14 protein-coding genes and 1 tRNA gene are annotated in these 18,321 nt (G+C 73.2%); 1 reads left to right on the top strand and 14 read right to left on the bottom strand.

Annotated features, from left to right (window positions below; all coding sequences use genetic code 11):
* The first annotated feature begins 133 nt into the window (after positions 1-133).
* Positions 134-625 (top strand): SCO family protein, encoded by a 492-nt coding sequence (locus QN157_11370; protein MDR7556191.1) that lies wholly within the window; start codon positions 134-136, stop codon positions 623-625.
* A gap of 34 nt (positions 626-659) precedes the next feature.
* On the opposite strand, the gene QN157_11365 is transcribed toward QN157_11370, so the two are convergent.
* From QN157_11365 to QN157_11300, 14 genes are all read right to left on the bottom strand, one after another.
* A tRNA-Gln gene (locus QN157_11365) sits at positions 660-733 on the bottom strand.
* Positions 734-807: 74 nt separating this feature from the next.
* Positions 808-2,331 (bottom strand): glutamate--tRNA ligase, encoded by a 1,524-nt coding sequence (gene gltX, locus QN157_11360; protein MDR7556190.1) that lies wholly within the window; start codon positions 2,329-2,331, stop codon positions 808-810.
* A gap of 63 nt (positions 2,332-2,394) precedes the next feature.
* Positions 2,395-3,348, bottom strand: coding sequence for a ribose-phosphate pyrophosphokinase (locus QN157_11355; GenBank protein ID MDR7556189.1), 954 nt, complete (start codon positions 3,346-3,348; stop codon positions 2,395-2,397).
* A gap of 82 nt (positions 3,349-3,430) precedes the next feature.
* Entirely contained in the window at positions 3,431-3,694 is a 264-nt protein-coding gene (locus QN157_11350; GenBank protein MDR7556188.1) for a stage V sporulation protein S, read from the bottom strand.
* Between the two features lie 46 nt (positions 3,695-3,740).
* Entirely contained in the window at positions 3,741-4,835 is a 1,095-nt protein-coding gene (gene csaB, locus QN157_11345; protein ID MDR7556187.1) for a polysaccharide pyruvyl transferase CsaB, read from the bottom strand.
* On the bottom strand, positions 4,835-6,823 hold the full coding sequence (locus tag QN157_11340; protein ID MDR7556186.1) for a DUF5693 family protein: 1,989 nt from the start codon (positions 6,821-6,823) through the stop codon (positions 4,835-4,837). The genes csaB and QN157_11340 overlap by 1 nt, the downstream gene beginning before the upstream one ends.
* Entirely contained in the window at positions 6,820-7,542 is a 723-nt protein-coding gene (locus QN157_11335; GenBank protein ID MDR7556185.1) for a DUF2993 domain-containing protein, read from the bottom strand. The genes QN157_11340 and QN157_11335 overlap by 4 nt, the downstream gene beginning before the upstream one ends.
* Positions 7,539-8,658 (bottom strand): peptide chain release factor 2 gene (gene prfB / locus QN157_11330; GenBank protein MDR7556184.1). Its coding sequence is split into 2 segments (ribosomal slippage): positions 7,539-8,582 and positions 8,584-8,658, totalling 1,119 coding nucleotides; the frame shifts between segments, so codons are not numbered across the junction. Before prfB ends, QN157_11335 begins: the two co-directional genes overlap by 4 nt.
* Before the next feature lie 163 nt (positions 8,659-8,821).
* Positions 8,822-10,852: a nitrilase-related carbon-nitrogen hydrolase gene (locus QN157_11325; protein MDR7556183.1), complete on the bottom strand. Its 2,031-nt coding sequence runs from the start codon at positions 10,850-10,852 to the stop codon at positions 8,822-8,824.
* Entirely contained in the window at positions 10,831-13,470 is a 2,640-nt protein-coding gene (secA, locus tag QN157_11320) for a preprotein translocase subunit SecA (protein MDR7556182.1), read from the bottom strand. The genes QN157_11325 and secA overlap by 22 nt, the downstream gene beginning before the upstream one ends.
* A gap of 190 nt (positions 13,471-13,660) precedes the next feature.
* Positions 13,661-14,314, bottom strand: a complete 654-nt coding sequence (locus tag QN157_11315; protein ID MDR7556181.1) for a hypothetical protein — start codon at positions 14,312-14,314, stop codon at positions 13,661-13,663.
* Positions 14,315-14,351: 37 nt separating this feature from the next.
* On the bottom strand, positions 14,352-14,948 hold the full coding sequence (raiA, locus tag QN157_11310) for a ribosome-associated translation inhibitor RaiA (GenBank protein MDR7556180.1): 597 nt from the start codon (positions 14,946-14,948) through the stop codon (positions 14,352-14,354).
* A 117-nt stretch (positions 14,949-15,065) separates the two neighbouring features.
* Positions 15,066-17,027, bottom strand: coding sequence for a sodium-translocating pyrophosphatase (locus QN157_11305; protein ID MDR7556179.1), 1,962 nt, complete (start codon positions 17,025-17,027; stop codon positions 15,066-15,068).
* A gap of 205 nt (positions 17,028-17,232) precedes the next feature.
* Positions 17,233-18,309 carry a deoxyguanosinetriphosphate triphosphohydrolase gene (locus tag QN157_11300; protein ID MDR7556178.1) on the bottom strand — a complete coding sequence of 359 codons (1,077 nt, stop codon included), beginning with the start codon at positions 18,307-18,309 and terminating at the stop codon, positions 17,233-17,235.
* Positions 18,310-18,321: the final 12 nt, after the last annotated feature.

Genomic DNA, 18,321 nt, shown 5'->3' with positions numbered 1-18,321 from the left:
GGACTGCACGCGACGCCGCCCGCGGTCGGTCGCGACGCGCACCCTCCAGGCCTGGGCGGTCGTGGGGCTGGCAGTTCTGGGTGGAGCCTGCACCCGTGCGGCTCCACCCGGCTTCCACGGCCTGCCGGTTCAGGTGCCGTTCCCGCGGGAGGTCACCCTGCTCGACCACGACGGCCGTCCCTTCCCGTTGCAGCGCGTGACAGGCGCCGTGACGCTCCTGGCCTTTGGCTACACGCGCTGCCCCGACGTCTGTCCGTTGACGCTGGTGACGCTGAAGCAGGTGCGAGCGCTGCTCGGGGCGGACGCAGCGCACCTGCGTGTCCTCTTCGTGACCGTCGACCCCGGCCATGACACGCCCGCACGGCTTCGCCGGTACGTGTCCCTCTTCCACCCGGCGTTCATCGGCCTCACCGGGGCGCCTGGAGCCCTGGCCCGCGTCTACCGCGCGTTCAACGTGTATCCGACGCCCTACGCGGCCGCCGGCACCTCCGAGGACGTACGCGTGGGCCACGCGACGGCGCTCTACCTCATCGACCGACGCGGGACGATCCGCGTATCGTACCCGTGGGGGATCTCTGCCGTCGATCTCGCAGCGGACGTACGAGCGGTGCTGGCAGGGCGATGAATAGCCACGAAGTTCGATGGGGGCGATGACTCGTTGGCTGGGGGAGGAGGATTCGAACCCCCACTAACGGGTCCAGAGCCCGTCGTCCTACCGTTAGACGATCCCCCAGCGTGCAGACGCCGCGGCGTCCCGCGGCGCACCGGTGCTGGCACCTCGATTATAGGAACCTGTCGCGCGCAGGGTCAAGGCGCGGGCGACGGACCCTCGGCCGCGCCACGCGGGACGGGGCGGGCGTCGTGCTGGAGGGCCACCGCCGCAGCCCTCCGCAGCCGTGCCACGGCCCGCTCGCGGCCGAGCAGTTCGGTGAGTTCGAACAGTCCCGGGCCGGCGGTCTTGCCGGTGAGGGCCACGCGCGCGGGATGGATGAGCGCCCGCGCGTCCACGCCCGCGCGGGCGCACACCTCGCGCAGCGCGGCCTCGATGGCGTCCCGCGTGAAGACGGGCAGCCGCTCCAGCGCGTCGGCGTAGGCCTGGAGCAGGGGCGCGGCGGCCGCGGTCAGGTAGCGGGCCGCCGCCGCAGGCTCGTAGGCCACCTCGCGGAAGAAGAAGTCCCCGTAGGCGACGATGTCCTGGCCCACCTTCAGGCGCTCGCCGACGACCGCGATCACCCTGCGCAGGTAGTCCCGCTGTGCGGGCGCGGTCGGGTCGTCCAGCATCCCCTCGCGCTGCAGGATCTGGGCGCACAGCTCGACCACGCGCTCGGGCGCCTCCACCAGCAGGCGCCGCAGGTAGACGCCGTTCAGCCACGTGAGCTTCTCCAGGTCGAACACCGGCGAGGCCGCGCCGATCTCCTCGATGCGGAACAGCCGGATCAGCTCGTCGACGCTGTAGACCTCGCGCTCGGCCTCGGGGTGCCAGGCCATCAGCGCGAAGAAGTTCAGGATCGCCTCCGGCAGGTAGCCCTGCGCCCGGTACTCGCGCAGGGCGGTATCGCCGTGGCGCTTGCTGAGCTTCCGCCGGTCGCGCCCCAGGATCGTCGGCAGGTGGGCCACCGCGGGCGGGGGCCAGCCCAACGCGCGGTACATCACCAGCTGCTTGGGGGTGTTGGAGAGGTGCTCGCTGCCCCGGATGACGTGGGTGATCTGCATCAGGTGGTCGTCGACGACGTTGGCGAAGTTGTACAGCGCCGTGCCGTCGGAGCGCACGATGATGTAGTCGTCGAGGTGGCGGGGATCGAAGACCACCTCGCCTCGGATCAGGTCGTGGGCGACGATCGGCTCGGGCGCGTCGGTGACCCGCAGCCGCAGCGCGGGCCGGCGGCCCTGGGCCTCGAAGGCGGCCCGCTCCTGTGCCGTCAGGTGACGGCAGCGGCCGGAGTAGCGGTACGGCACGCCCGCAGCCGCGGCGCGCTGTCGCTCGGCCTCCAGCTCCTCGCGTGTGCAGTAGCACGGGTAGGCGGCGCCGCGCTCGAGGAGCTCCTGCGCATAGCGGGCGTACAGGGCCGCCCGCTCGGTCTGCCGGTACGGGCCGAACGGGCCGCCCACGTCGGGACCTTCGTCCCAGGTGATGCCCAGCCACCGGAAGTCCTCGATGATGGCCGCCTCGTAGATCTCGGTGGACCGGGAGCGGTCGGTGTCCTCGATCCGCAACACGAAGACGCCCCCGTGGTGCCGCGTGAACAGCCAGTTGAAGAACGCCGTCCAGGCGCCGCCGATGTGGAGGTACCCGGTGGGCGACGGCGCATAGCGCGTTCGGACACTGCCCATGGCGCCCCTAGCGTATCGGGCGCGGCGCGGGCTGTAAACACCGGCGGCGCCGCTTTGCCGTCCCTAGGTGAACAGCAGGCTCACGGACTGGTTGAGGTGGATGCGCCGGATGGCCTCGGCCAGCAGGGGCGCCGCCGACAGCACGGTGATCTTGGGCAGGCGCCGCTCGGGCGGCAGCGGGACGGTGTTGGTGACCACCACCTCGCGGATCTCCGGCCGGCTCAGGCGGTCGAGGGCCGGGCCGGCGAACACCGGATGGGTCGCGCAGACGTAGACCTCGGGCACGGCGCCGCGCGCCATCAGCACGTCCACGGCCCGCGACACGGTGCCCGCGGTGTCGATGATGTCCTCGATGATGATGGGCACGCGGCCTTCCACGTCGCCGACGATCTGGACGGGCTCCTTGGTGTCTGCCGCCACCCGCCGCTGGAAGATCACGGCCAGGTCCAGGTTCAGGCGATCGGCCAGCTGCTTGCTGCGCTTCACGGCCCCATCGTCGGGCGCGACCACCACGGCGTTGGTCAGGTGTTTGCGGGCCAGGTAGTCGGCGAACAGCGGCAGCGCCCGCAGGTGGTCCACCGGGATGGTGAAGAAGCCCTCGATCTGCCCGGCGTGCAGGTCGATGGTGAGCACCCGGTGGATCCCTGCCGTGGTCAGCAGGTCGGCCACCAGGCGTCCGGTGATGGGCTCGCGGGGCGCTTCCTTCTTGTCTTTGCGCCCGTAGCCGTAGTAGGGGATCACGGCGGTGATGCGCCCCGCGGACGCGCGCCGCAGCGCGTCGACCATGATCAGCAGCTCCATCAGGTGCTCGTTGACGGGGTGGCAGGTGGACTGCACCACGAAGGTGTCCTCGCCCCGGGCGTTCTCCTCGTACCGGCAGTAGATCTCGCCGTCGGCGAACCGCATCAGGGTGACGCGCCCGGGCTGGATGTGCAGGGCGTCGGCGATCTCCCTCGCCAGAGCGGGGACCGAACTGCCGGCGAAGAGCTTTAGCTCACCGTATCCGGCGCCGTCCATGCCCGGGGCGTCAGCCCGCCCCGACGACGGGCGCCCGACCGTCCTCGGGCACTAGGGGGCCACCCATGGCGCAGCCACGCTCCTACCGGGCTTCCACCAGGAACTTGATCGCCGTGCGCTCCTCGCCGTCGATCTCGACCTTGGTGAACGCGGGGATCGCCACCAGATCGATGCCGTTGGGGGCCACGAACCCGCGGGTGATGGCGATGGCCTTCACCGCTTGGTTCACGGCGCCGGCGCCGACGGCCTGGATCTCCACGGAGCCCTTCTCGCGCAGGACCGCCGCGACCGCGCCTGCAACCGCTTTGGGCTTGGAATCTGCGGAGACCTTGAGCACCTCCGGCATGGCGAATCCTCTCCCTACATGCTGCGGCGGTTGGGATGATCCCTTACTACTTCCGGCCGCTGTGCGGGAACTCCTGCCGGTGGGGCAGCGCCACGCCGCCGGCGGCCAGCGCCGCCGCCACGGCCTCGGCGGCGGCCGCGCGCAACTGCCCGCTGGCGTCTTGTAACCGCGCGCGCAGCGACGCCCGGGCGGCCCACGCGGCGCGCAGGGCATGCGCCAGCGCCTCGGGCGACGTGTCCACGGGCACGGCGGGCAGTCCCTGGGCGGCCGCGAACGCGGCGACCTTCGGATCGTAGGCCACCCCCACCGCGGGCACGCCCGCCGCGGCCGCGAAGACCAGCGCGTGGAGCCGCACGCCGACCACGAGGTCCATCGCGCCCACCAGCCCCAGGAGGTCGGCGGGCGTCGCGGCCTCGACCACGCGCCCGCCGGCTGCAGCGGCCAGCTCGTAGCCAAGCGTCCGGTCGCGGACGCGGTCGAAGAGGAAGACTGCCACGGCTCCGTCCACCTCCCCGGCGAACCGCCGCAGGACCGCGCCCATGGCGGCTGCGGGCGGCAGGCCGGGCCAGAGGCGAGGCGCCACGCCCACCCGGACGCCCGCTCGATCGAGCCGGTAGCGGGCCAGCATCGCCTGCACCTGTGCCGCGGGTGCCGGGTCCAGCAGGAACGCCAGGTCCGCGCTCACGCGCACCGGCCGGCGGACGCCCAGCGCGGCCAGCGTGGCGGCCGAGTCGTGGTCGCGCACGTCCACCAGCGCCGCGCGGGTGAACGCCGCACGCGCCAGCGCGCGTAGCCACCGGCGCCGGAGCGGCCCGACGCCCTGACCGATCGCCGCCACCGGCACGCCCCGCATCCGGGCGGCCAGCATCACACCGAGGTAGTAGAGGGCGCTGCGCGCGCTGGTCACGTCCTGCACCAGCGACCCGCCACCCATGATCAGCAGGCGGGCGCCCGCCAGCGCACGCCAGACGGCTGCCGGCGACCGGTGCGTCGTCTCCACGCGGTGCGCCGACAGCGTGGCCGCGGGATCGCCCGAGAGCACGACGACCCGCAGCCCCGGCGCGAGCCGGCGCACGGCCGCCAGGATCCCGGCCAGCACGGCCTCGTCGCCGAGGTTGCCAAAGCCGTAGTACCCGCAGATCAGGATGGGCGCGTGCGGCGTCCTGTCCAGAGGAGCACCACCACGGCCGGCGCTGCCACGACCCCGCCCAGCCAGAACGCGTGCGCCGTCCGCCAGAGCGTGTGGAGCAGGGGCGTGTGCAGGTGCGAGAACGAGTTGATCGCGCCAGCCGTGCCCACGGTGCCGAGCAGGGCGAAGGCCGTGGCCACCTGCGGACGGTGCGCGACAGCGGCTGCACCCGCGAGCACCAGCGCGGGATACCCCAGCAGGAACTCCTTCGTGCGCGGCCTGGCGACCAGACGGGCCTCCAGCGCCTGACGCAGCTGCTGCTCGGCGCTCGCCAGGGGCAGGCCAACGTTGCCGGTGCGCACCAGGAGCAGCGCGGCCGCGACTCCTGCGGCCAGCAGCGCCAGGGCCGTGCCCACGCGCAGCGGCCGGGCCAGCCAGGCCGCGACGTCGGCGAGGGCTGCGCGCCATCCGGCCGCAGGACGCCGGGCGAAGGCCAGCCAGAGCCCGACCACGAGCACGGGGATGACGTGCGCGGCCTTGACGCCCAGGAACGTGCGGATCGCCAGCATGAACGTCCACTGCGCGAGCACCGCTGCGACCAGCAGGCCGGCGGCAGCCGCCAGCCCCACGGCGCGCCCCAGCGTGAGGTACCCTGCCACGACCGGGCTGCCGCTCCCGGACGCGGGACGAGGCAGCGCCCAGACCGTCGCACCCGCTGCCCCCGCGAGGGCGATCCCCAGCGCCAACACCTGGCGCCACAGGTCTCCCCAGGCGCGGCCTGCTGCGATCAGCGTGCCGGCGACGACTGCCGCCAGGACAGCGGCGTCGATCCCACCGGGCAGCCGCACGCCCACCGCGCGCGCGACGTCGTGGAGCACCAGCAGACCCAGCGCGGCGCCCCCCAGAGCCACCAGCGCGGCGAGCAGCCCGGCCACCGGTGGCGGGACCGGGAGAATCTGGTCCGGCAGCGGGCGGGCGCGACCGGTACGAAAGCCCAGCCGGTGCAGGTCCGCGGCGATCGACTCCACCAGCTGGAAGTTGGTCTCCAGCGCCGGGACGCCCGCCGGGGTGGCGAGCAGGGGGCGGACGTAGAGCAGGCGCAGGTTGCGCTCCTGGGCCGCGCGCACGAAGCGGTCGGCCACCTCCCGCGGCCGCAACTGCTGGAGCTCCTCCGGCGTCACGCTGAAGACGCGGATGACCTCCGGGCGCATCAAGGCCGTCAGCCGGTCTTCCCCGCGCTGCTTGCGGCGCGCCGCGAACACCTCGATGCGGCCGAACCGGGCGCCCACCCGGCGGTATGCCGCGGCGGCTGCGTCGACGAGACCTTCGTAGCCCTGCACCTCGGTCAGGGCGAAGACGAACGTGGGCTCGGGCGCCACGCGCGCATACCCGTCGACCAGCGCCTGCAGGCTCGCCGCGGTGAGCCCCCGGTAGTTGCGTGGCCGCAGCACCAGGTGCAGCCCCGCAGCCCGGTAGTCCTCCACCAGGCGCTCGTGCACGCCCAGCCCCAGCTCCTCGAGGTCGCCCTGCACGCCCAGCGCCTCGATGACGCCCTCGACCACGCGTACGCGGTCGGCGCCCAGCAAGACCCGGAGCGTCGCCACCAGCCATGGGAACACGTCGGGAGCCGCTGCGACGTAGACGGCATCGGCGCGGATCGCGCCGGCAGCGCGCAGCCGCTCGAAGCCGCCGGCCAGGGCGGCCGCTCGCGCCTGCGCCAGCAGCGCCCCACCCGCGGCGTACGTGGCCACCCCTTCGTCGGCCAGCTGCCGCAGCGTGACGTCGGGCACGGCCACCGAGGTGGCACCGCGCCGTCGCGCCTCGCCGAGCACTGCCCGCACCGGCTGGCCTTCCCGCCGGGCCAGCGTCCTCCAGTCCGGTCCGTCCAGCACGATCTCGACGGTACGGTACCTGGTTTCCACCCCGTGACGGAAGACCGCGACCACCGCAGCGGCCAGCAGGCCGACGATGAGGCAGCCTACCAGCAGCGGGCGGCTCACGGGGTGTCGCCGACGCGCGCCACGAGGCGGATCACACCCGCCGCAAGGTCCACCCGGCTGACGCGGACCGGCCAGGGCAGCCCGTCCAGCGCGATCGGGGGCTGCACGGCTGCGGCGATCGTCTCAGCCAGCGCGGGCGGCACCTGGGTGCCGCCGACCTCGAACGCCACGATGCGGAAGCGCAGGTCCTGTCCGGTGGCCGAGTAGGGTAGGGCTCTCACGCGCAGCGGCAACCGGGCCACCCCCAGGCGGATCTCGCCGGCGGCGACCACGGCGTCAGGCGCGATCTCGACCCGCGCGCGTTCCACGCCCCGCGTTTCGAGCAGCCGCTGCACCGCCTGCGGGCCGATCTCGAGGGTGGTCTCACCGGAGGTCACCCGCGCGACGCGCCATCCCCCGTCGGTGCGCGCCACGCGCACGTCGTCCAGACGTGCCGCCATCCGCTGTGCGACCAGCTCGCCCAGCCTGACGTCTGCAGCCGTGACCGTCACCCGGCCCAGGCGCCCCGCCGCCAGTCCCCACGGGGTGGCGCGCACCGTCACCGCCACCGTGCCGCCGGAGGCGAGATGCGGACGCACGGCCGCCTCGACCTGCCGGGCCACCAGCGCCGGCGGCACCCACAGGACGACGCCGGCGACGACGCCGAGTACTGCGAGCAGCACCGCCGGCCGCCCGACCCGGGCCGCGCCGCGTGGCGCAGGGCCGGGCCGCGCCATCATCCGGGGACCACGCCGCTGCGCAGCGCGGCCTCGATGAACCGGTCGAGGTCGCCGTCCAGCACCGCAGCAGTGTCACCGGTCTCGACGCCGGTGCGGTGGTCCTTCACGAGCTGGTAGGGGTGCAGCACGTACGAGCGGATCTGGTTGCCCCACGCCGCCTCGCGGTGTTCGCCCCGCAGCTGCGCCAGCTGCTGCCGCCGCTCCTCCTCCGCGCGCTCGGCCAGGCGTGCTGCCAGGATGCGCAGGGCGGTCAGTTTGTTCGCATGCTGGGACCGCTCGTTCTGACACTGCACCACGATGCCGGTCGGCAGGTGGGTGATCCGCACCGCCGTCTCGACCTTGTTGACGTTCTGCCCGCCGGCGCCGCCGGCCCGGTAGGTCTCGATCTTCAGGTCCTCGTCGCGCAGCTGGCTTTCGGCCACCTGGACCTCCGGAATCACGTCGACCAGGGCGAAGGATGTGTGCCGGCGGTGGGCCGCGTCGAAGGGCGAGAGCCGCACCAGCCGGTGGACGCCCCGCTCGGCCTTGAGGTACCCGTACGCGTACGGGCCGCCGACGATCACGGTCACACTCTTCAGCCCGGCCTCCTCGCCCGGCGAGAGGTCGACGATCTCGGTGGTGTACCCGTGCTGCTCGGCCCAGCGCAGGTACATGCGCAGGAGCATCTGGGCCCAGTCCTGGGACTCGGTGCCGCCGGCACCCGCGTGGATCGACAGGATGGCGTTGGCCTCGTCGTGGGGCCCTGAGAGCAGGACGGCGGTCTCCAGCCGCGCCAGCTCGGCCGCCACGGCGCGGGCCTCGGTCGCGAGCTCGGCCGCCGTGAAGCCGGCTGCGCCGCCCGTCCCGTCTTCGGCGGCCAGTTCGAGCATCGTCTCGAGGTCGTCCAGCCGCCGCTCGAGGCCGGCGACGGCCTCCACCGTCGCCCGCAGCCGGCTCAGCTCCTGACCGAGCGCGCGGGCGCGGGCAGCGTCGGCCCACAGCGCGGGCTGCTGCATCTCCTGTTCGAGCGCGGCGATACGGGCCTGCTTGGCGGGCAGGTCAAAGATGCCCCCGGAGATCCTGGAGGCGACGACGGCCCTCGCGTAGCTGTGTGTAGAGTTCGTCCAACTGGATCATAGCCGCAGGCATTATAGCAGACCGCCGCAGGTGCCTCCAGCGGTGGGAGCCCGGGCCGCGACGTGCCGGCACGTGCACCACCCACCGGGGAATCCGTGGGGTGTACGTACTGTTCGTACACGGCCCCGGCGGCCCGAGGCCTGCGCCGTGCGGCCCGCCGGTCCTACCGCAACCGTGCCAGCGCCATGACCACGGCGTCGCCCGCTGCCCGGGCCGGCCCGAGCCCGAACGCGTCCCCGGTGTGGAGCCGGATCAGCCCAAACACCAGCCCCGTCAGCAGGTACCAGAGGAAGACCTCCTGCGCGGCGCCTATGCGGAGGAACGCCCCCGCCAGTGCCGCAATCGCCACGCTCGCAGCCGGCCCCCCAAGCGCCGCGGCGCGGGCCAGCACCGCACCGCGCAGCCAAGCCTCCAGGGCACAGGCCTGCAGCACCATCAGGAGCGCCGCAGCCGGTGCAGGGGCAATCAAGGGCACACTGAACCCGTACCGGGCATAGGCGGCGACCATCACGACCGCGAGCACGCCGGTGACCACCAGGGAACCCGCCATGCCGAGCCACACGCCCCGGGCATCGACGGCCGCCCGTGGACCGGCGCGCCACGCGGCGACCACCAGCAGCAGGGCCCCGATCCAGGCACCGGGGCCGGTGTCTCCAATCCACCGGCCGGCGAGCCACACGGCCCCTGGACCTGCCAGCGCCACCCCAAGCGCCCCCACCTCCGCACGGCGCGCGCGCAGCCAGGGCCAGGCATGCCGGAGCACCAGGCCAGCCCCCGCGGCGAGCGCCGCCGGTTCCCACAGCCACCCCCAGCGGGCATACGGCGCCGGCGGCCCACCCCAGGGGACCGCTGCGGCGATCACGCCGGCCGTGTTCAGCGGCTGCCGGATGACCTGTTGGCCGTCGGGCGTGATCACCATGGACACCCCGGTGTTGGCGGCGCGCACGACCGCTCTGCCCGTCTCAGCGGCGCGGAAGACCGCATGGGCCGCGTGCTGCGCAGGTCCGGCAGCGTCGCCAAACCAGCCGTCGTTGGTGAGGATCACGAGGATCTCGGCGCCCTGGCGGGCCAGGTGCCGGCTCATCGCCGGAAACGCGGACTCGTAGCAGATCAGCACGCCCAGACGGCCGGCAGGCGTGGCGATGGGCGCGCCGCCATCGCCCGGCACCACCCCAGCCTCCCCAAACGGCACCAGCCGGCGCTTGGCGTAGACGCCCAGCACGTCGCCGCCGGCGCCCAGCACCACCGCCACGTTGCGCGGACCGGGTGCGGTCGCGCCGACCACCACCACGGCGCCCTCTGCGGCGTCGGCCAGGGCCCGACGCAGCGGCGGATCGGCGCCCACGTCGGCGGGAACGGCGGTCTCGGGGAGGACGACCAGCTGCGGGCCGGCCGCGCGCGCCCGGCCCGCGCCCTCGAGCGCGAGCCTGGCCTGCACCTCGGCTGCGCTCGCAGGCCCGTCCCCGGGCGGGCTGCACACCGCACAGAGCACAGACCCTGGCGCGCGGACAGGTGCCACTACGGCGGGCCGACGCGGATCGACGTTGGGCTGCACGGCAGCGACCTGCCGGTACGGCACTCCGACAGGCGCCGCCGGGCGGTGCGCTGCCAGGGCCGCGCCGGCGCCCGCCACGGCCGCGGCCACCGCGATCGCCGCCACTGCCGGGAGCGGCCGTCCGCGCACCGCCACGGCCACGGCCGCGTTGACCGCCACGAGCAGTCCTGAGACGCCGATGACGCCCACCACCGAGGCCGCCGCCAGCATGGAGGGAGCGCGGTGCTGAGTCAGGCCCAACAGCCCCCAGGGGAAGGCCAGCGGCCCCGCCGTCCGCAGCAGCTCCGTGGCCACCCAGAGCAGCGGCGCCGTCCACAGGAGCCGGCCGGGGCGGCGATCGGCCAGCCACGCGCACAGCGCTGCGAAGACCGCGGGGAAGACGGCCATCAGCGCGGTGAGGACGATCCAGGCAGGCAGCCCGAATGCCCGCGCCCACGCCAGCAGCATGCCAAACCACACCACGCCCGCCCCCCAGCCCAGCCGAAAGGCTGCGGCCGGGGGCTGTCCGTCGACGGCGAGCAGCAGGGGCACGAGCGCGACCCATGCGAGCACACCCAGGTCGGGTGCCGGAAAGGCCAGCGCCAGCCCCAGACCGCTGGCCAGCGCCGCAAGCAGCCTCAGGCCTCGCGGCCGTGACACTTCTTGTACTTCTTGCCGCTGCCGCACCAGCACGGGTCGTTGCGACCCAGCTTGCGCTCACCACCGGAGGTGCGCGCGCCGACCGCCGCGGGCTCACGGGCGGGGAGCACCGGCCGGGCCACCGGGCGCGGCTCGGGCACCACCTGCACGCGGTAGAGCACCCGCACCGCGTCTTCCTGGATCGCCCGCAGCGTCTGCTGGAACATCTCGTAGCCTTCCCGTTGGTACTCGATGAGCGGGCTCACCTGCGCGTAGGCCCGCAGGCCGATGCCCTCCCGGAGGGCGTCCATGTTGTACAGGTGGTCGATCCACTTGCGGTCGATGGTCTGCAGCAGCACGAGGCGCTCGACCTCGCGCAGGGTCTGGGCGCCGAGCTCGGCCTCCTTCCGCTCGTAGGCCTCCAGGGCCGCGGTGGTGAGGCGCTCCGCGATGGCGTCGGCCGGCAGCCCGCGCAGCCCGGTTGGGTCCACGGCCCCCAGGGCCGGGATCAGGGCAGCCAGCTCGGCCAGCAACCCTTCCAGGTCCCACTCCTCGGCCGGCGTCTCCCTGGTGCAGACGGCCTCCACCTGGGTGCGGACCAGGCGCTCGATGATGTCCAGCACGTTGTCGCGGAGGTTGGCCCCGAACAGCACCTTGCGCCGCTCGGCGTAGATGACCTTGCGCTGGACGTTCATCACGTCGTCGTACTCGAGCACGTGCTTGCGCACGTCGAAGTGGTACTGCTCCACCTTCTTCTGGGCGGCCTCGATCTGTCGGGTCAGGAGCGGGTGCTCGATGGGGGTGTCCTCGTCGATGCGAAACCGCGCCATGATGCTGGCGACGCGTTCGCCGGCGAAGACCCGCATCAGCTCGTCGTCGGCCGCCACGTAGAAGCGGCTGGAGCCCGGGTCGCCCTGCCGGCCGGCCCGGCCGCGGAGCTGGTTGTCGATGCGGCGGGCCTCGTGGCGCTCGGTGCCGATGACGTGCAGGCCCCCCAGCTCGCGCACGCGGGCCGCCTCGGCGGGGTCGGGTGGATTTCCGCCCAGGATGATGTCCACGCCGCGCCCGGCCATGTTGGTGGCGATGGTGACCGCGCCCAGCCGGCCGGCCTGCGCGATGATCTCGGCCTCGCGCTCGTGGTGCTTGGCGTTCAGCAGCTGGTGGGGGACGCCCTTGCGGCGCAGCATCTCCGACAGCAGCTCGTTCTTCTCGATGCTGCGGGTGCCCACCAGCACCGGTCGGCCCTGCCGGTGCCAGTGTACGATCTCTTCCACCACGGCCCGCCACTTGCCGGCCTCGGTCCGGTACACCAGGTCGGGGAAGTCCTGGCGGATCATCGGCCGGTGGGTGGGCACCACGACCACCGGGAGGTTGTAGATCTTGACCAGCTCCTCCTCCTCGGTCTTGGCGGTGCCCGTCATGCCCGCCAGCTTCTCGTACATGCGAAAGTAGTTCTGGAACGTGATGGTGGCCAGGGTCTGGCTCTCCCGCTCCACCCTGACCCCTTCCTTGGCCTCGATGGCCTGGTGGAGCCCGTCGGCGTAGCGGCGTCCGAACATCAGGCGGCCCGTGAACTCGTCGACGATGATCACCTGGCCGTCCTTCACCACGTAGTCGACGTCGCGCTTGTAGCAGGCGTGGGCCCGCAGGGCCTGGTGCAGGTGGTGCATGAGCTCGGCGTGCTCCGGGTCCGACAGGTTGTCGATCCCCAGCAGCCGCTCGGCGTGGGCGACCCCTTCGTCGGTGAGGATGGCGTTCTTGATCTTCTCGTCGACGGTGTAGTCGACGCCCGGACGCAGCCGGGGCACGATGCGCGCGAAGCGCTGGTAGCGCTCGACGCCGCCCTCGACCATCCCCGAGATGATGAGGGGCGTGCGCGCCTCGTCGATGAGGATGAAGTCCACCTCGTCGACGATGGCGTAGTAGAGCTCGCGCTGCACCAGGTCCTCGACCCGCAGCGCCATGTTGTCGCGCAGGTAGTCGAAGCCGAACTCGTTGTTGGTGCCGTAGGTGATGTCGGCGGCGTAGGCCTCGCGGCGGCTGATGGGCCGGAAGTGGTTGAGCCGGTCGTCGTGGTGGGGCCGGGGGTCGGTGTAGCCGGGATCGTAGAGCCCCGAGAACTCGTGGCCGATGGCGGCCACCGAGAACCCCAGCAGGTGGTAGACGGGCCCCATCCACCCCGCGTCGCGCCGGCTCAGGTAGTCGTTCACCGTGACCACGTGCACGCCCCGGCCGGCCAGGGCGTTGAGCGCCACCGCGGTGGTCGCCACCAGGGTCTTGCCCTCGCCGGTCTTCATCTCGGCGATCTTCCCGCGGTGCAGCACCATTCCCCCCAGCAGCTGCACGTCGAAGTGCCGCAGCCCGATGGTGCGGCGGCTGGCTTCCCGCACCGCGGCGAAGACGTGGGGGAGCAGCCCGTCCAGCGTGGTCTGGAGGACGCGCTTGCGCTCGTCGCCGTCGAGGTTGGCGATGGCCTCCTGGACCTGGCCGCGCCAGTCGGCGACGCGCTGACGCAGCGCGTCGTCGGAGAGCGCCTGGTAGGTGGGCTCCAGAGCGTTGATCTCGTCCACCACCGGCCGCAGCCGGGCCAGCTCGCGCTCGCCCGCATCGCCCAACAGCCGGGTCAACAGTCCGCGCATGGGTCACCTCGTGGGCGCAACGCCCAACTTCTCCATTATACGGTAACGGGCCCGGCGCCCGGGGACGTCCCCGGGCGCCGGGCCCGTGCGGCGGGCCGGCCGCCATCCTCTGCGTGCCGCCCGCACACCACCGGTGCGTGGCGCGACGACCTGCAGGGCGGCAGCGCGACCTGCGGCGGCGCCGTGCGGGCTAGCGCTGTGCGGTGAGCCAGGAGATGGGCCGGTTGACGGCGGCCAGGACCGCCCGCACGACGGCCTCGCGCACGTCGTCGCGCACCACCGACGATCCGGCCAGGACCTCCTGCTCGCTGCCGGTGAGCACCACGGCCACCACGGCCACCTCGTGGTCGCCCACCCGCGTGGTGGTCACGCCGTCGAAGGCCAGCAGCCCGGGCGCGCGCAGGAACACCTCGACGGCGCGCAGCGCCGCCTGGGCCACCAGCGCCAGGCGGTGCCGCGGCACGTTGGGCCCCGCGGCCACGCCCTCGTAGAGCATCCCCCGGTCCTCGAGGTGCACCTTGACCTCGGCGCTGTCGCGGACCACCGACAGCGACAGGCCCACGAACTTCAGCCGCGCCTGAGGCGTGGCCGTGGTCTGCTCTTCGGGCCGCATCGCCGCCACCCGCACCTGGCGGGGGTCGAGGTGCACGCCCAGTTCCGCCGCCAGCGCCGACACCACGTCGGTGGCGATCAGGCGCGGGCTGCGGTCGGCCTGCCCCAGCACGTGCACGACGTCGATGGCGCCGTCGGGCGTGGGCACGACGCGCGCCGCCACCACCCCGCGCAACCGCCGGATGATCTCCTCCGCCTGGGCCGCCGTGGACTGCCCGCCGTCGCGCGCCACCGTACCCTCCCCGTCCGCGCCGCGCCCCTGCGGACTCCTAGCCTTCGGGGTCGATCAGGCCGTAGTTGCCGTCGCGGCGGCGGTAGAGCACCCGCAGCCGTTCCGTCGCGGCGTCACGGAAGACGAAGAACGCGTGGCCCAGCAGCTCCATCTGGAGCACGGCCTCGTCCTCGGTCATGGGCTTCACCGGGAACCGCTTGACGCGCACGATCCCGGGCGTCGCCTCCTCGGCCACGTCGGGGGCCCGCAGGGCGACCTCCACGGCCTGCTCCGCACGCCGCCGGCGGCGCGCGGCGTCCAACCGCCGCTTCTCGATCATCCGGCTCCGGTACTTCTCGATCTGCCGCTCCAGTTTCTCGGCGGCCAGGTCGATCGAGGCGTACATGTCCTCGGAGAACTCCTCGGCCCGCAGCACCAGGCCATCGCACCACACCGTGATCTCCACGCCCATGGTCCGCCCGGCTACCCGGTCCCGGGTGGTGCTGAGCACGACCTGGGCCTCCTGGATGTGGTCGAGGTACCGCGCCAGCCTGCCGACCTTCTGCTCCACGTACTGCCGCAACGCGTCGGTAACCTCCAGGTGCTTGCCCTGGACGCGCACCGGAATCTCGGTGTTTCCCTGCCGTCCTGCCACGATGCTGCCTCCTCTGCGGATGCCGCCGGACCGCGCCGGGATGCCCGTCCGCCACCTTCTGTGGGCTCCGCAGCGCTTCCTCCCGCGGTCATGGATCGATGGCGCCCCGCACCCCGCTCAGCGGAACAGCGGGGCGAACACCAGCGCCACGACGGTCATCAGTTTCAGCAGGATGTTGAGCGCCGGGCCCGCGGTGTCCTTGAACGGGTCGCCCACGGTGTCGCCGATGACCGCCGCCTTGTGGGCGTCCGAGCCCTTGCCACCCAGGTGGCCCTCCTCGATGTGCTTCTTGGCGTTGTCCCAGGCGCCGCCGGCGTTGGCCAGGTAGAGCGCCAGCGGCACGCCCGTCACGATGGCGCCGGCCAGCAGCCCGCCCAGCGCCTCCTTGCCGAGCAGCAGGCCGACGGCGATGGGGATCACCACGGCCGACAGCCCCGGCACGATCATCTCCCGCAGGGCCCCGCGGGTGGCGATGTCGACGCACCGGGCGTACTCGGGCCGTGCGCGGCCCTCCATGAGGCCCGCGATCTCCCGGAACTGGCGGCGGACCTCGCCGACCATCGTCTGCGCCGTGCGCCCCACGGCCCGCATCGCCAGCGCCGCGAAGTAGAAGGGCACGATGCCACCGATGAACAGCCCGGCGATGACCTCGGCGTCCATGATGTTGAGGGTCTCCAGCCCCACGGCCTGCCGGTAGAAGAAGAACAGAGCCAGGGCCGTCAGCGCCGCCGACCCGATGGCGAACCCCTTGGCGATGGCGGCCGTGGTGTTCCCTGCGGCGTCGAGCTGGTCGGCCACCCGGCGGACGTCGGCGCCCAGGTGGGCCATCTCGGCGATGCCGGCCGAGTTGTCGGCGATCGGCCCGTACGCGTCCACCGAGACCGTCATCCCGGTGATGGACAGCATGCCCACGGCCGCCAGCGCGATGCCGTAGAAGTCGGCCAGACGAAACGCGAAGATGGTCGCCAGCCCGATCACCACCAGCGGCACCACGGTGCTCAGCATGCCCTGGGCCGTGCCGGCGATGATCACCGGGGCGGGCCCGGTCACGGCCGCCTCGGCCAGGCGCGTGACCTCCCGGCCCGAGGTGTAGTACTCGGCCACCAACCCGATGACGATCCCCGCGGCCAGACCCAGCAGGACGGCGCCGAACGCGCCCCAGGCACGATCGGGCGGCAGCACCGCCCGCGTCACGAGGTACGAGCCCAGGGCCATGGCGGCGGCGCTGGCCAGCGTCCCCATGCGCAGGGCACGCTGCGGGTCAGTGCCCCGCACGAAGAACGTCCCCACGATGGACGCCAGCACGCCGGCTGCCGCCAGCCACAGCGCCGCCAGCGCGCCGGGCGCCTGCACCTGGGCCAGCCCGATGGCGATCGCGGCGATCACCGAGCCCACGTAGGACTCGAAGAGGTCCGCCCCCATCCCCGCCACGTCGCCCACGTTGTCGCCCACGGCGTCGGCGATCACCGCCGGGTTGCGCGGGTCGTCCTCGGGAATGCCCGCCTCGACCTTGCCCACCAGGTCGGCGCCCACGTCGGCGCCCTTGGTGTAGATCCCGCCGCCCACGCGCGCGAACAGCGCCACCGACGAGGCGCCCAGCGAGAACCCGATCACCTGGTTGGGGTCCCGGTAGAGCAGATAGAGCACGCCCACGCCCACCAGCCCCAGGCCGACCACCGTCATCCCCATGACGGCCCCGCCGGGGAACGCCACGGTCATGGCGGTCGCCAGCCCCTGCCGGGCGGCCTGCGCGGTGCGGGCGTTGGCCGAGGTCGCGATGCGCATGCCGAAGAACCCGGCGCCCACGGAGCAGGCGGCGCCGATCACGAAGGCGATGGCGGTCTTGACGTCGATCCCGGGCGTCACCTCTGTGGCCAGGACGACGAACATCACGGCCACGAACAGCCCGATCGCCCGGTACTCGCGGGCCAGGAAGGCCATGGCCCCTTCCCGGATCGCCCCGGAGAGCTCCTGCATCTGCGGTGTGCCCGGGTCCTGGCGCGTTACGCGCGCGGCGAGTTGCAGCGCGTAGGCCAGGCCGATCACTCCCACGATCGGTCCCCACAGCAGCGCGTCCATACGCCGTCTCTCACCTCCACTGTGCTGCACCGTGCTGCCTCGGCGAGGCCCCATCGCCCGTCGCACCGTCGGCGCGATGCAGGCCCATACCGTTTGGCGTGCCCGGACGTGCGGCAGGGCTTTCCGGGAGCCCCGCGCATCGCCGGCACCCTCGAGCCGTCGTGCGAGCCCGGGGCGCTCGCGCGCGTCCCGTCGATCGCTTCCCTTAGATGCCGTCCACCCCTTGCACCACGAACAGCCCGGTGAACGTCCGGATCGCGTACCGGTCGGTCATGCCCGCCAGGAAGTCGCACACCACGCGCGCCAGCGGCTCGTCGGCCGCTGCCGCCCGGACGTCGGACGGCAGGGCGTCCGGGTGTGCCATGTAGTGCTGGAACAACCATTCGAGCAGCCGCTGGGCCCGGCTGGCTTCCTGCAGGGCCGCGGCCACCCGGTAGACCCACGTCGTCAGGAAGTCCTTGAGGGCGTTCAGGGCTTGCCGGACCGGTAGCGACAGGTCCACCACCGCGGCGTCCGCGCTGGTGGCCACCACGTCCTGCACGATCACCTCCAGCCAGCGCCCGCGCGTCGGGCCCAGCACGGCGGTGACCGCTTCCGGCACCGCCCTCTCGTCGATGAGGCCGGCGCGCACCGCGTCGTCGGTGTCGTGGTGCACGTAGGCGATGCGGTCGGCCAGCCGCACCACCTGGCCCTCCAGCGTCGCCGGCAGGGGATCACCGTGATCCGCGGCCTGCAGGTCGCGCAACCCCTTGGAGTGGCCCGCGATGCCGTCGCGGACCTCCCAGGTGAGGTTCAACCCCCACGCCAGGCTGCCGTCGGCGCGACGTCGGCGCTCGAGGCGCTCGACCACGCGCAGGCTCTGCGCATCGTGCCGGAAGCCGCCCCACGGCGCCATGGCCGCGTCCAGGGCCGCTTCGCCCGCATGGCCAAACGGCGGGTGCCCGAGGTCGTGCGCCAGCGCGATCGCCTCGGTGAGGTCCTCGTTGAGCCGCAGCGCGCGGGCGATCGTGCGGGCGATCTGCGCCACCTCCAGCGTGTGCGTCAGGCGCGTCCGGTAGTGGTCGCCCTCGGGCGCGATGAACACCTGGGTCTTGTGCGCCAGGCGGCGGAACGCCTTGCTGTGCAGGATCCGGTCCCGGTCGCGCTGGAACGCGGTCCGCAGGTCGTCCTCCGGCTCGGGCTCCACGCGTCCGCGGGACGCGGCGGCACGTGCCGCCCGGGGCTGCAGCGCCACCTCCTCCCACCGCTCGGTCTGCGCGCGGACCGAGCGCACACGCGACACGGCCTTCCTCCC

The sequence above is a fragment of the Armatimonadota bacterium genome (genome assembly GCA_031459855.1).
In the GTDB taxonomy this organism is placed as follows: Bacteria; Sysuimicrobiota; Sysuimicrobiia; order Sysuimicrobiales; family Humicultoraceae; genus Fervidifonticultor; species Fervidifonticultor primus.
Note: the sequence above shows the minus strand (reverse complement) of the source record. Positions and strands in the feature narration are given on the sequence as shown.

What these genes read in the sequence shown, in the direction of transcription:
- gltX (MDR7556190.1), bottom strand. Translation starts at nt 2,331, where the DNA reads ATGGGCAGTGTCCGAACGCGCTATGCGCCGTCGCCCACCGGGTACCTC.
- QN157_11355 (MDR7556189.1), bottom strand. Translation starts at nt 3,348, where the DNA reads ATGGACGGCGCCGGATACGGTGAGCTAAAGCTCTTCGCCGGCAGTTCG.
- QN157_11350 (MDR7556188.1), bottom strand. Translation starts at nt 3,694, where the DNA reads ATGCCGGAGGTGCTCAAGGTCTCCGCAGATTCCAAGCCCAAAGCGGTT.
- QN157_11335 (MDR7556185.1), bottom strand. Translation starts at nt 7,542, where the DNA reads ATGATGGCGCGGCCCGGCCCTGCGCCACGCGGCGCGGCCCGGGTCGGG.
- secA (MDR7556182.1), bottom strand. Translation starts at nt 13,470, where the DNA reads ATGCGCGGACTGTTGACCCGGCTGTTGGGCGATGCGGGCGAGCGCGAG.
- QN157_11305 (MDR7556179.1), bottom strand. Translation starts at nt 17,027, where the DNA reads ATGGACGCGCTGCTGTGGGGACCGATCGTGGGAGTGATCGGCCTGGCC.